Here is a 13,283-nt window from a genome sequence, read left to right on the forward strand (position 1 = left end):
GCCGCGGTGATGACGGACTTCGCGGTGGTGACGGACTTCGACGTCAAGGTCCAGGACGAGAACAGACAGACGCCGTATCCGTCGGAGGCGCTCCGCCGGGCACTCCGCGAAGACCGGGCACGTCACGGCTGAGCAGTTACCCGGCTCGTTCCGGGGTACAAGCCACGTCCAGGTGCCTCACGTGTGGGGGTGATCGCGCCGTCGGCCGACCGCGTGCGGCACATACGTGTAAAGGCTTGACCTCAACTGTGCTTGATCGGCGAGGCTTTGCCGGTGACTTCGTCCTGGGCTACCCGTCTCCTGCCGTACGCGTACCGACCCCTGTTCGGCCATGTCGAGTTCCGGCGGCTGCTGCCGGCCCTCGCGGCCTCGGATCTCGGGGACGGGATGAGCGTGGTGGCCGTGGCGTGGCTCGCCGTGGAGATCGCGCCGCCCGACCGGTCCGGTCTGCTGGTCGGCGCCGCGATCGCCGCGTACGCGCTGCCCGGGGCCGTGGGCGCGCTGGTCTTCGGCCGGTGGCTGCGGCGGCTGCCCGCCCAGCGGCTGCTGGCGGCGGACAGCTGGATCCGCGCCACACTCCTCGGCTGCGTGCCGCTCGCCTGGCTGCTGGGGGTCCTGCACCCGGTCCTGTACGTCGTCCTGCTCGCCGGTTCGTCGGTGCTGCACGCCTGGGGCGGCGCCGGCAAGTACTCCCTCCTCGCCCGCATCCTGCCGCCGGAACAGCGGCTGGCCGCGAACGCCCTGGTCAGTTCGAGCAGTTCGGCCTCCATCATCATCGGTCCCGCGATCGCCGGGTTCCTGGCGACCGTCCTGAGCCCGGCCTGGATCATCGGCATCGACGCCCTCTCGTTCGCCGTCCTCGCCTTCCAGGTCGGTCGGCTCGGCGGCGCGGCGACGACGGCGGAGACGGCCGCGCCCGTCGACACCGGCCAGTCGGCCGCCGGACTGCACCTGTTGCGCAGGCAGCCCGAACTGCTCGGTGTCCTCGCTCTGACCTGGTTCTTCAACTTCCTCTACGGGCCCGTCGAGGTCGCGCTCCCGCTGCACGTCACCGCCGACCTGCACGCCGAGTCCAGTCTGCTCGGGCTGTACTGGACGTTCTTCGGGGTGGGTGCCGTCGTGGGCGGCCTCACCGTGGGCACGCTGAGCAGACTCCCGCTGTGGCCCGTCACGCTGACGATCGTCGCCGGATGGGGCTGCGTGCTGGTGCCGTTCGGGCTGGGCGCCCCGGCCGCCGTCACCCTCGCCTGCTTCGCACTCGGCGGCGTGATCTACGGCCCCTTCACCGCCCTGTCCTACACGCTCTTCCAGGACCGTACGCCCCCGGCCTGGCTCACCACGGTCCTGGCCGCCCGAGGCGCCGCCCTCCTCACCGCCGCCCCCGTGGGCACGGCACTCGGCGGTCCCCTCACCGCCGCGCTGGGCCCCCGCCCCGTCCTCGCCGCCTCCGGCCTCGCGACCATCGCCCTGGCCGCCGTGGCCACAGTGCTGTGGGCGTGGGGCAACCGGCGCGGGGTCATCGGCGGCGACCCGAAGGAGGAAGCGGCGGACGACTTGGGGGACGACCTGGGGGAAGGTCTCGGGGACGACTTGGGGGACGGTCTGGAGGAACGCCTGGGGGATGGGCGGAAGTAATGAGCCGGGGCGGCTCGCGGCATCGTGCCCGGCAACGCCACCGGCCCGTACCCCTCGCGCCCGTCCCCGAATAACGCGTTGCCCTTGTCCGCCCGCGCCCACTACCGTTGCCCCCATGACTGCCGGGTCGGCCATGGGCCGTGAGCGGACGGGTTGCCCGGCCTCTGAGTGAGGTCGGGGCGGGCCAGGGGGCCGCCTTTCGTGGCGCGTGCGAACACCGCGCCGCAGCACACCGCGTGCACCGTACACAGCGCGTGCACCACGTGCACCACCAGCGCCGCATACAGCGCATACAGCGCACCCTGTGACATCACCTGCCCGCACACCACCACACCCTCGACTCCACGACACGCCACCGCGACGTCAGCGACACCCGCGACGCCGCGCCGCGTCGCGTCGCCCCGCGTCCGCCTCGTGACCGTTCTCGGTGTCGTCGGTGTCGTCGGTGTCGTCATCGACAGAAAGCCGAGAATGCCCAACCCCTTCAACCAGCAGGTCATCGAAGAGTTCCGCGCCCACCACGGCCAGGTCGGCGGCATGTTCGAAGGCGCCCGCCTGATCCTCCTGACCACCACCGGTTCCCGTACGGGCACCCCGCACACCACCCCCCTCGGGTACCTCCCCGACGGCGATGGCACGATCCTCGTCATCGCCTCGGCCGGGGGTTCGCCCCGGCACCCCGACTGGTACCGGAACGTCCTCGCCAACCCCCGCGTGACCGTCGAGAGCGGGGCGTTCACCTACGAGGCGGATGCCGTCGTCCTCGACGGCGAGGAACGCGACCGGGCGTTCGCCCGGGCCGTCGAGTCCGACCCGGGCTGGGCCGAGTACCAGGCGAAGACCGACCGCACGATCCCGGTCGTCGCCCTCCGGGAGGTGCCCGCGGCCGGGCCGCCGAACATCAACGCCGGCTCGATGGGCGAGGCCATCAAGGTCGTCCACGACGTCTTTCGCCGTGAACTCGCCGTCATCAAGAAGGAGTTGCTGGCCGGCAACGGCACCGTCACCCTCGGCGCGCAGCTCCGCGTCAACTGCCTCGCCCTCTGCCAGGGGCTGCACAACCACCACACCGGCGAGGACACCATGTTGTTCCCGTTCCTCGCCGACCGGCATCCGGAGCTGGCCCCGACCCTCGCCCGCCTCGGTGAGGAGCACGAGCGGATCGCCGACCTGGTCGGGCAACTGCGCCAGGCCGTGACGTCCCCGGAGAACGCCGGAACCGGGGCCGTACTCGCCGAAGTGGAGCGGCTGACAGCCGAACTCGAAGCCCATCTCGACTACGAGGAGCAGCAGTTGATCCCGGTCCTGGACGCCGCCTCGGCCGCGGGCTGACCCTGCGGGCGGTCGGCAGTGGACCGCCCCGGACACGGACAAGCCGGCGAGCGGCGGACGAGCCCCCTGGGGGGAGGGAGAACGGGCTCGTGCGTTCCGCAGCTCACCGGCACCTCCGACCGTAGTCACCCGCCCCGGCGCGGAGGTCCGCGCCAGGTCATGACTACGCGGCCATCCGGTAACACCCGTAACTCCAGCGCCATCTGACGCCGGCGTCATCCGGGACCATCCGACACCATCCGGCACCGACCGTCCGCGACCCGGCACCATCCGGCACCGGGCCCGTCAGCCGCTCCTCCTCTCCACGCCCCTCCCCCGCTCCCGCCCCCCTCACCACGGCACCCCCCGCGCATGCACCACGTCCAGCCGCGACACCGCGCGCGTGAGCGCGACGTACAGCCGGTGCAGCCCTCTCGGCTCCGCCGCCACGATCGCGGCCGGCTCGACGAGCACGACATGGTCGTACTCCAGGCCCTTCGCCACCCGCGCGCCCAGCACCGCGACCCGCGCCCGCAGGTCGTCCGCGCCCCCTGCCGCGATGCCGGCGCCGGCTAGCGCCTCCCGCAGCCGTACGGTCTCGGCGTCGGGGGCGATCACCCCGAGGGAACCCTCGTGGGCGAGCGCGTCCCGCACGGCGGTGACGGTCTCCTCGACCACGGCGTCCGGCAGCCCGGCGTCCCCGGTGTTCCCGGCGTCCCCGGCATCCCCGGCATCCCCGGCGTCCCCGGCGGCCCCCGCCTCCCCCACCTTCCGCGTCCGCCCCTCCCCGTCCCCCCGCAGGGAGCGGGCCTCCGGCACGTCCACGCCGAGCCGTCCCACCAGCCGGTTGGCCACCTCGACCACGGCCCGCGGCACCCGGAAGCCGGTCGTCAGGGGGACGACGGTCGCGTCCGGCTTGCCGAGGTGGGCGAGGAGGCGGGGCCAGTCGCGGGCCGCCCAGGGCGTGGTCCCCTGAGCCAGGTCGCCGAGGACCGTCACCGAGCCGAAGGCGGCCCGGCGCCCGATCGCGCGGCACTCCATCGGCGAGAGGTCCTGCGCCTCGTCGACGACGATGTGTCCGTACCCCTCGGGGTGTTCGAGGAGTCCCGCCACCTCGTCGAGCAGGACGAGATCGGCGGCCGACCAGCGCGCCGACCGCCACGAGCGCGGCGGCTTCGGCCACAGCAGGGCCTGTTGCTCCTGCGCGCCGAGCAGCCCGTCCGCCGCGGCGGCGAGCGCCCCCGGGTCGGTCAGCAGCCGTGCCACGACCTCCTCCGGGCGGACCCGCGGCCACACGGCGTCCAGGAACGCGCCCACCGGCCGCGACCGGGACACCCGCCACGCCCAGGCGTTCGACTGCGGACCGGCCCGCCGCTCCGCCTGCTCCCGCAGCAGCCCCGCGATCCGCGCCCGGACCCGCTCCCGCCCGGTGTCGTACGGCGGTTCCGGCACCTCCTGCCGTACGTCCGCCACGATCCGTTCGAGCCGGTCGCCGGGGACCCGCCAGCGGTACGTGCCGTCGGGCACGACCAGCGCGTCGGGCGGCACGGTGGCGATACGGGAGTGGAGGGCGCGGCGCAGCACCTTCGCCATCCGGACATCGTGCTTGAGCGTGGCGGCGCGCTCGTCGTCCTCGGCGGTGACCGGCTGCCGGGCGATCTCGTCCGTGACGGTCGACTGGCGCACGCCCACCTCGCCGAGCGCCGGGAGGACCTCCGCGATGTACGACAGGAAGGTCCGGTTGGGGCCGAGGATCAGCATGCCGCCGCGGCGGATGCGCTGGGGGTGGGTGTAGAGGAGGTACGCGGCCCGGTGCAGGCCGACCGCCGTCTTGCCGGTGCCGGGGGCGCCCTGCACACAGACGGAGGTCGCGAGACCGGCGCGTACCAGGTCGTCCTGCTCGGGCTGGATGGTGGCGGCGATGTCCCGCATGGGCCCGGTCCTCGGCCGTTCGATCTCGGCGGCGAGGAAACGGCCGGGCACCGGGCCCTCACCGCCCACACCCTCATCACCCGCACCCCCGGTGCCCACGCCCTCACCACCCGCGCCCCCGGTGCCGCGTGCCTCGCCGCCCAGGTGTTCGTCCTCGAAGCCGGTCAGGTCGGCCGAGTCGCCCCGGCTGCCGGGGGCCCAGCCGAAGCGGCGCCGCACGGCCACGCCCCTCGGGTCGTTGACGCTCGCCTGGTAGAAGGCGCGGGCCACCGGCGCACGCCAGTCCACGACCAGCGGCGGCGATCCCGGGTGCTCGGTGATCCGCAGCCGTCCGAGGTGGTAGCGCTGCCCGGCGTGCTCGCCGCCGCGGCCGTCGTCCCCGAAGTCGAGGCGCCCGAAGAACAGCGGGCCCTCCGGCAGCTCGCGGAGTTCCTTGGCCTGGCTGCGGAGCCGGTGGCCGAGGACCTCCGCGTCGGCACCCGAGGCGGAGACGTCCTCGCCGGTCACCACCTGGCGCGCCGCCCCCTCCACCATGGCGGCGAGGGCGGCGCGGCAGGCGTCGTGATGGGCGCGCTCCCGGGCGAGGGCGTGCCGCAGGCTGGGAGAGGGGTCGGCGGGGTGCTCGGGCGCACGAGGGGACGTCATTCCGCCGAGCGTACCCAAATAAAGCAACCGAGTTAAATTTATTACCGGCAATCAGTAGCGATCGGGAGCCCGTACGGGTCTCAGTGAAGTGCCGCCGGCGTCCGCTCCAGCCGCCCGAACGCGCGCTCTGCCGCCGCGACGGCGTCCCGCTCGATCTCCTCCACCCGCTCCCCCCGCTCGATCCGCCGCCAGTTCTCCATCGCCAGCACCCGCCGTACGGCGACGAGCTGGGCGGCGGCGACCCGCGCGTCGAGTCCGCCGCCCAGGACCTCCGCGAGCGCCTCCTCGGACCGCTCCAGATGGCCGTACATGCGGGCGACCAGCGACGGCGTGCCGTACAGGAGCCGGTGGAAGGCGAGGACACGCGGGTGGTCGTTGAGCCCGGTGACCGGGTCGCGCCGGGCCAGCCCGGCCAGGAAGTGGGCCCGCAGCGCCCCCACCGCCGACTCGCCCTCGGCCCGGCCCGCCACGACCCGCGCCGACTCGGTCTCGTGGTCGGCGATCCGGTGCAGCACGAGGTCCTCCTTCGCCGGGAAGTAGCGGAAGAGGGTCGGCTTCGAGATCTCGGCGGCCGCGGCGATCTCGGCCACGGAGACCGCGTCGAAGCCCTTCTCCAGGAACAGCTCGATCGCGGTCTCGGACACCGTCTCGTACATCCGCCGCTTCTTGCGCTCCCGCAGGCCGGTCTCACTCATGGGTCGAGCCTACGCAGGCACGCGGGCACCGGAACCGGCGCCGGGGAAAGGCCGCGAACCGGCCGAGGGCCGCGCGCCGAGGAAGGCGCGGGCGCCGAGGGCGGCCGGGCCGCCGTGGAAGGCGTGCGCCCGCGCGTGGAGTCCCAGGCCCGCGGTCGCGGCGGTCAGGGTCATCGCGTACCCGTCGACCGCCCGGCGCACGTTGGGCGCCTCCAGGCCGTCGCCGGTCACGAGACGGTCGAGGTCGACGTAGGCCGAGCGGACCGTCTCGATCCAGCGGTAGACCCGCCAGTCGTCCTTCCACCCCTTGGTGCACTCCTCCGGCAGCAGCCGGGACCAGCGGCTGAACATCCGCTCGCGGATGTCCGCCAGGGTCGGGGTCAGGTGCATGTGGCGGACCAGGTCGTAGAGCGGGTCGCCCACCATCGCCATCTCCCAGTCGATGAGGGTGAGCCCGGCACCGTCCTCGCGCCGTACGAGGTTCCACGGGTTGAGGTCGCCGTGCAGGAGGGCCTGGCGGCGTGGGACCGGCAGATGGCGCCGGAGGAGTTCACCGAGCCGGCCGCTGCCGGGCAGGCCCAGCTCGCGGGCCAGGTCGATGGTCTCCCCGGGGAGTTCGGCGACCATCCGGATCAGCTCGTCGCACAGGCGGGGGTAGAAGTCGTCGAGGGACGCGTCCGGGTCCAGCTCCCCGCACTCCGCGCGGGTCAGCTCGGCGAGCTGGTCCACGAGGTCGTCCGCCTCGTGCGGCAGCAGGCCGTGCACCGGGTGGTCGGGGTGCCGGATCGTTCCCGCCGGTCCCTCGTAGGAGTGGATGGTGAACCGGTCGCCGAGGGCGCTGGTGCCCAGCGCCAGCACCCGCGGGGCACGCACCCGCGGGCAGGACCGTTCGACGGCCCGCAGGACGGCGTGCTCGTTGAGGAAGCGGCGCTCCCGGGGAGCGGCCGTGCCGACCTTGCGCCGCACCATCACGGGACGTGGGAAGCCTGACACGCGGACGGCCGTACTGAGATGGGCCGTTCCCCGGAACACCCGGTCCGCGGAGGCCGCGCCCTCCTCGAACAGTGCCTCCCGCACCGCCGACGCCGGGAACCGCCGGTGCTCGGGCACCCTCGGGTCGCGCTCCCAGAGGACGGCGGAGACCGCCCGCTCGCGGCCGTGCCGCCCCCTGTGGGCGAGGCTCCAGCGGAACAGGACGCGCTCGATCGCGCGCTCGTCGGGCACGCGCCGCAGCCGCAGGGGTTCCTCCGCCGCCAGCAGGGCCCGGTGCACCGCGCGGGTCGCCTCGTCCAGGGCGCGCTCGTCGAAGGAGTCGCCGAGCGAGGTCGCCGCGCGCATGACGTCGGGGTGGAGGGAGCGGGCCCGTTCGAAGGCGAGGTAGTGCCCGAGGTCCCGGTCGAGTCCGTCGGCGGCCCCGCTCCGCCGCCGGCCCACGGCCTCGGCCCACGCGTCCGTCACCGCCCCCCACTGCGCGCTCGGGTAGCGGGTGCGCACGAGGTGGGTGGCGAGGTCGTGCAGCGGGTCGCCGTAGGTCGCCGGCTCCCAGTCGACGCAGACCAGCGGGGCGTCGCCGTCGTCCGGCACGATCAGGTTGCCGCGGCGCAGATCGGTGTGGAGGAGGCTGAAGGGGCGGCCGGTCATCGCCGGCACCCGCTCGGCGAACCGCACCAGGGCGTCGTCGGGGATGCCCAGGGTCGCGAACAGGCCGCCGAACGTGCCCGCGCTGCGGCGTCGGACCTGCTCCTCCGCCGCGAGGGCCAGCGCCCGCAGGAAGGCCCGGCTGTCCCTGCTCGACCGGGGCCACGACTGCGGCAGCGGGGGCAGCTCCTTCCTGCGCACCCGGGTCAGGTCCGCCATCAGCCCGGCGAGCCCTCGGATCAGCCGGGCGTCCAGCGGTGTCCCGTCGGGGCGGACGGCGGACAGGGGTACGCCCGGCACGTGGGCCAGGACGGTCAGGTCCCGGTGCCGGACGAGGCACCGCGGCGCGTACGGCAGGCACCGGTGGACCGCGCGCAGGATCTCCGCCTCGTCCTGCCAGGTCCGCACGACCAGGGGCAGCGCGGACCGGACACGCCGGCGCACGGTGACGGACTGCCCGGCCTCGCAGCCCAGGAGGCGCCGGTCGGCCTCGGTGGGCGTCCGCACCGTGTGGAGCACGTGGCGCCGGTCCCGGCCGGCCGGCCCCAGGGCTTCGGCACGGCGTACGAAGTCGTCGTACGCCGTCCTCGGGGCACCAGGCACGGGTGGACCATCCAAGGGGCACTCCTGAACAGCCGTGCGTCGCCTCTGATGTTCCTGCGACGAAAGTGAGAGTGGGGACACTGTAATGGGCTGAGCCCCGTGCCACCCGGCCAATGGCTCGTTCCGGACTTGCGCTCGGCTCCCCCGTCCGGGCCGCCCCGTTCCGCGGCACTGGTGGGGGCCGTGGCGGTGCTCCCGCGGACGTCCCCTACGTCCGGGACCACAGCACTTTCAGGACGGTTTCCAGCGAGCGGACGACGACCGGGGCGCCCGCGTCCCGCAGCTGTCTTCCCTTGGCCTCGTCACGGGCGTAGCCGAGGAACGGCACCCCGGCCCGTTCGGCGGCGGTCAGGTCGGTCGGGGTGTCGCCGATCATCAGGGCGGCGGACGGTGTGGCGCCGAGGGCGCCGAGGGCCCGGTTCAGGCAGTGGGGGTCCGGTTTCAGCAGGTGGAGGTCGCTCGTCCGGCCGTATATGTGCCGGCTAAAGCAGTCGGCCAGGCCCCGCCCGGCGAGATAACCGGCCACGGTGCGCGGGGAGTTGTTGGTGGCCACGGCGAGCCGGCTGCCGAGCGCCGACCAGGTGCGGATGAGCGGATCGGCGTACGCGGTGGGCATGGCGGAGGCGACCGCCTTCAGCTCCAGCCGGGTGAACCTCTCCTCCAGCTCGGCGATCAGATCGCTGCGCGGACGCCTTCGGTTGATGGCGTACAGCACGACCATCGGATCCGGGTGGACCCGTTCCTCGTCGGTGAGCAGGCCGTGCAGCCCCTGCCCCTCCAGCCAGGCGACCAGGTCCTTCGCGACCCGTTCCGCGGAGTGGCCCGCGAACAGCCGGCAGATCGGGCCGTCGAAGTCGAACACCACGTAACGAACAGGGGCGATCAGCTCACGCAGGATCTCTGTCTCAACCGTCACCGCATCAGTCTGCGTCGTATCAGGCGTCACTAGGAGAGTGTCAGGTCCGTGGTGATGGTTTCCCAGAGGGCGTCGAACCACTGCTGGGACTGCTCCACGAACGCCTCGTCCCGCCGGCTGGTCTCCCGCGCGAACGAGAACAGCAGCGACTGGGTGCCGAAGGCGTCGTACATCTCCAGCCGGCCGCCCTCCACCTGCTCCTCGCGCCTCATGAGCGTGTAGTACGCGATGAGGGCCTCGGTGCCGTTGAGGAGGTACAGCTTCACCGGCGGGGTGAACGGCAGCGCCCGGAACGTCACGCGGACGTCGATGCCGTGGGAGGTGCGCAGCGCCCGGAGGTTGTGGCGCAGCACGCGGACCTGGGCGTCGCGCTGGTCCAGCCAGCGCCGGTGGACGGGGTCCTCCTCGGCGTCCTCGCCGCGGCCCTCGACCGGCACCGGGAAGGCCAGGTTGATCTTCCGGGACGGCAGGAGGATCCGGACGTCGATCGACTCCGGGCGGATCGTTCCCTCGTGGATGAGGCGGACCGGTTCACCGAGCGCCAGCATCAGGGTCTCGGCGGTGAGGCAGGCGGCGTCGACGCGGACGTGCGGAGCCGAGAACGCCTCGGCGAGCCGGGAGGCGAGTCCGACCATGGTGGGCTGGGGCTCGGTACCGACGGGGCGGGTGGCCTCGGCGACGCGGGGCGGGCTGCCCTTGCTCACGTTGCTCAGCAACCCGTCCTCGTGCAGGGAGCGCAGGGCCTGTCGCACGGTGCCGCGCTCGACACCGAACTCGTCGGCCAGTTCGGCCTGGGTGGGCAGCCGTTCGCCCGGCCTCAGCGCGCCGCTGCGGATGCGTTCCCGCAGGGTGTCGGCGATCTCCTGGGACGAGAGCCTTCTGCTGCCGTTCACTGCGACGTTCTCCTGGGTCACGACCAAACGCTACAACTTTGATCCATCTTTGGGGAGTTCACTGCAAGGTGGTTATGAGTATCGACCAAGCGGGCACCATCTAAGCAGAGTTGGCAACCAACTTGGTGAAGTTGGCGGACTTTCTGCCTCCTCTTGTCCGGCCCGCCTCAGCGCCTCGAAGGAGGTACCACCATGCCCGCCCTCGCCCTTCTCTCCGCCATCGCCGTCGTCGCCTTCGAGCAGACCGTCGAGTGGCGCTACGGCACGATGGGAATCGTCGGCCTGCTGTTCCTCACCGTCGGCCTGAAGGCACACAACCACACGTGCAGCTCCATCGGCGCCGTCATCCTCGCGCTGCTCTTCGCCGGCCCCGCCTTCTGACCCGGCCGAGGCGTCGCGGGCCCGACCCCCTGGACCCCGGCCCGGCCGCCGTCAGCTCGTGAGCACCAGCTCCGAGCTGATCGTCCCCCACAGCGCGTCGAACCACAGCCGGGACTGCTCGACGAAGCGCGCGTCCGGCGGAGCCGAGGCGGTGCCCCGCTCGAAGGCGAACAGCATGGACTGGGTGCCCTCGGCGTCGTACATCTCCAGTTGTTCGCTGTCCACTTCCGCCTCCGTCCGCCGCACGGTGTAGTACGCGAACAGCGCCTCCGTGCCGTTGAGGAGGTACAGCTTCACCGGCGGGGTGAACGGCAGCGCCCGGAACGTGACATGGACGTCGACGCCGTGCGTGGAGCGCAGCGCCAGGAGGTTGTGCCGCAGCACCTGGCCCTGGGCGTTGCGCTGGGCGAGCCAGCGGCGTTGCAGCCGGCCGTCGACCGAGGCGTCGACCGGCACGGGAAAGGCGAGCGGGATGTCCCGGCTGGGCAGCAGCACCCGCACGTCGACCCTGGCCGGTTTGATGCGTCCCGCGTGAATCTCGCGCAACGGCTCACCCACGGCGAGCGTGAGGGACACCGCCGTCAGGCACAGCGCGTCGATCGCCACGTGCGGGGCGGCGAAGGCGGCGGATATGCGCGGGGCCAGTTCCACCATGGTGGGGCGCGGTGGCGCTCCGGGGCCGCCGGTGACCGTCGTCGCCAGGTCCGCAGCCACCGTCGCGGGGCTCCCCTTGGAAACGTTGGTGAGCAGCCGCTCCGACTGGAGGATGCGCAGTGCCTGGCGGACGGCACCGCGCTCCACGCCGAACTCGTCGGCGAGCTTGGCCTGGGTGGGCATGCGCTGCCCCGGTCGCAGCTCGCCGGACCTGATCCGGCGGCGCAACACGTCGGCCACCTCGTGATGTGACCTCCGGGGCCGCTGTGACGACTTCCGTCGATCGACGGCCGCGCGTTCCCGCTCCACGAACAAACATTACAACTTCGCGCCATCTTGCGGCAGTTCATGGGAAGGTGGTTATGAGACGACTCCAAGCGGAGATAAGTAAGGAAGAGTTGGTCGCCAACTTCGCCGACATGGTCAAACTTCCGGCCTGTTGGTGACCTGGCTCACACATGACCGACCGTTCGACCTCCCTTCCGGAGGGGAGCCGGGAGTTCGACCGGTCCGCACAGCCACAACTGAATGGCACAGCCACAACTGAATGCGCAGCCACAACCACAACCGAATAGCTACGGACGCAGAACACCCGCACACCGAGGAAAGGTCGAACGACAACTCCCGGGTCCCGGCGGCGGACCCGGCATCAGAAGAGGTCCGGGCACCACGGGCGCCTGGACGTCCGCAGCAGGGCGTCGGCGACAGCGGCGGCGCCCTTCCGCTGTTCCACGACACGGCCGAGCGCGACGAGCCGCACCGCCGACTCGTCGCCCAGCCACAGCGCGGCGAGGTCCGCGACGTCCAGCACCAGGTCGCCGTCCTCGCCCGTCGGCACGCAGCTCGCACCGTCCGGACCGGCGTCCAGCCGGTAGCGCCCGGCCGCGAACCCTCCCCACCGGTCGGCGATCTCCAGCACCAGCGTCCCGGTGCCCGCGTACGTCCGGGCCTCCAGCGCCCGTACGACGTCGAGGATCCGCACCCAGAGCCAGTCGGCCTGGGCGGTGACGCGCGCGGCGCGCGGGTCGGGGAAGTAGTGCGGGAGGAGGTCGTCGGGGGCCCGCCAGCCCGTCTTGACCCTGGTGATCCAGTCGATGGAGCACAGGTAGTGCCACAGGGCGCGCTCGGCGGCCGGGGTCGTCGCTATCAGCCAGTTGACGTCGGCCGTGTTGTGCGGCTGCTTGTCGTGCCAGTTGTCGTCCGACTCGTACGACACGAGGCCCTCGACCTCGCCGGCCGCCGAGCGGTACACGGCGTAGAACGGCTCGGTCCAGGACGAGACGAGGCTCCGCTCACCGGTGTTGAGCCGCCACCAGCGCTCGTCGCGGTCCACGGCACCCGGCTGGACGCGACGCAGCCGCTCGTGCAGCTCGGGGCCCAGCTCGCGTACGTCGGAGCCGTCGACGAGGTCGATGCGGGCGCCGTCCGCCGGGCCGGACCAGCGGGAGTCGAGTCCGGTGCGGGGCACGTCGATCGTCCACGCGGTGGTCCAGGTGGCGGGGCCGAAGCCGTAGCGGCCGTAGATCGGGTACTCGGCGGCGATGAGCGTGGCGACGGCGTCTCCGCGGTCCCTCGCGGCGGCGAGGTCCTCGGCCATCATCCGGGTCAGCAGGCCCCGGCGGCGATGCGTGGGGCTGACCGTGACGTTCGAGATGGCGTCGGCGGGGACATCGGCGCCGCCCACCACCGTCAGCCGCTGCGGGAACGACCGGAAGGTGGCGACGCAGCGGTCCCCGTCGAACGCGCCGAGCGTACGGGCCGGGTCGATGTGCGCGGTGCGGTCCTTGAGCTCCTGCCCGGACCAGGTCTCCGGCGGCCGCAGGAACCCGGTGTTCAGCGCGCGGATCCAATCGGCCTTGTCGTCCTCGGTGAGGGTACGCACGACGATGTCCTGGGAGGGGCTCATGAGCTCACGCTAGGCGGTGCGCGGAGCGACTGTCGCGGGGTTTTCCCGTGCGCCGGCCTGCGGGGGTGCGGGCG

Annotated in this window: 10 protein-coding genes; 3 read left to right on the forward strand and 7 right to left on the reverse strand. The window is 72.8% G+C overall.

Features of this window, described 5'->3' with window-relative positions; translation table 11 throughout:
- Positions 1 to 273: 273 nt before the first annotated feature.
- Both GSY65_RS17150 and GSY65_RS17155 read left to right on the forward strand, forming a co-directional pair.
- Complete coding sequence (locus tag GSY65_RS17150; protein WP_159769429.1) at positions 274 to 1,635, forward strand: MFS transporter; 1,362 nt, start codon at positions 274 to 276, stop codon at positions 1,633 to 1,635.
- A gap of 471 nt (positions 1,636 to 2,106) precedes the next feature.
- Entirely contained in the window at positions 2,107 to 2,967 is an 861-nt protein-coding gene (locus GSY65_RS17155) for a nitroreductase/quinone reductase family protein (RefSeq protein ID WP_159776080.1), read from the forward strand.
- 330 nt (positions 2,968 to 3,297) lie between these two features.
- Here GSY65_RS17155 and GSY65_RS17160 read toward each other — a convergent pair whose 3' ends face one another.
- The 5 genes from GSY65_RS17160 to GSY65_RS17180 all read right to left on the reverse strand — a co-directional run bounded on the left by GSY65_RS17160 (position 3,298) and on the right by GSY65_RS17180 (position 10,295).
- Complete coding sequence (locus tag GSY65_RS17160; RefSeq protein WP_159769432.1) at positions 3,298 to 5,523, reverse strand: HelD family protein; 2,226 nt, start codon at positions 5,521 to 5,523, stop codon at positions 3,298 to 3,300.
- Between the two features lie 80 nt (positions 5,524 to 5,603).
- Entirely contained in the window at positions 5,604 to 6,218 is a 615-nt protein-coding gene (locus GSY65_RS17165; RefSeq protein ID WP_159769435.1) for a TetR/AcrR family transcriptional regulator, read from the reverse strand.
- A 9-nt stretch (positions 6,219 to 6,227) separates the two neighbouring features.
- Positions 6,228 to 8,459 carry an aminoglycoside phosphotransferase family protein gene (locus GSY65_RS17170; RefSeq protein ID WP_236579842.1) on the reverse strand — a complete coding sequence of 744 codons (2,232 nt, stop codon included), beginning with the start codon at positions 8,457 to 8,459 and terminating at the stop codon, positions 6,228 to 6,230.
- Positions 8,460 to 8,667: 208 nt separating this feature from the next.
- Positions 8,668 to 9,375, reverse strand: coding sequence for an HAD family hydrolase (locus GSY65_RS17175; protein ID WP_236579844.1), 708 nt, complete (start codon positions 9,373 to 9,375; stop codon positions 8,668 to 8,670).
- Positions 9,376 to 9,404: 29 nt separating this feature from the next.
- On the reverse strand, positions 9,405 to 10,295 hold the full coding sequence (locus GSY65_RS17180; protein WP_236579846.1) for a GntR family transcriptional regulator: 891 nt from the start codon (positions 10,293 to 10,295) through the stop codon (positions 9,405 to 9,407).
- Between the two features lie 165 nt (positions 10,296 to 10,460).
- Between GSY65_RS17180 and GSY65_RS17185 the strand changes: the two genes are divergently transcribed.
- Complete coding sequence (locus GSY65_RS17185; protein WP_159769444.1) at positions 10,461 to 10,649, forward strand: hypothetical protein; 189 nt, start codon at positions 10,461 to 10,463, stop codon at positions 10,647 to 10,649.
- 51 nt (positions 10,650 to 10,700) lie between these two features.
- Here the strand turns inward: GSY65_RS17185 and GSY65_RS17190 are convergent, their stop codons facing one another.
- Both GSY65_RS17190 and GSY65_RS17195 read right to left on the reverse strand, forming a co-directional pair.
- Positions 10,701 to 11,618, reverse strand: coding sequence for a winged helix-turn-helix domain-containing protein (locus tag GSY65_RS17190; protein WP_159769447.1), 918 nt, complete (start codon positions 11,616 to 11,618; stop codon positions 10,701 to 10,703).
- 334 nt (positions 11,619 to 11,952) lie between these two features.
- The gene (locus tag GSY65_RS17195) at positions 11,953 to 13,209 is read right to left on the reverse strand and encodes a GNAT family N-acetyltransferase (RefSeq protein ID WP_159769450.1); all 1,257 of its coding nucleotides are present in this window, start codon (positions 13,207 to 13,209) and stop codon (positions 11,953 to 11,955) included.
- Positions 13,210 to 13,283: the final 74 nt, after the last annotated feature.

This window comes from Streptomyces sp. HM190, assembly GCF_009857135.1.
Lineage (GTDB): Bacteria > Actinomycetota > Actinomycetes > Streptomycetales > Streptomycetaceae > Streptomyces > Streptomyces heilongjiangensis.

Bases quoted from the DNA above. Each gene is read 5' to 3' on its own strand.
- GSY65_RS17155 (WP_159776080.1), top strand. From the start codon at position 2,107: ATGCCCAACCCCTTCAACCAGCAGGTCATCGAAGAGTTCCGCGCCCAC.
- GSY65_RS17160 (WP_159769432.1), bottom strand. From the start codon at position 5,523: ATGACGTCCCCTCGTGCGCCCGAGCACCCCGCCGACCCCTCTCCCAGC.
- GSY65_RS17165 (WP_159769435.1), bottom strand. From the start codon at position 6,218: ATGAGTGAGACCGGCCTGCGGGAGCGCAAGAAGCGGCGGATGTACGAG.
- GSY65_RS17185 (WP_159769444.1), top strand. From the start codon at position 10,461: ATGCCCGCCCTCGCCCTTCTCTCCGCCATCGCCGTCGTCGCCTTCGAG.
- GSY65_RS17195 (WP_159769450.1), bottom strand. From the start codon at position 13,209: ATGAGCCCCTCCCAGGACATCGTCGTGCGTACCCTCACCGAGGACGAC.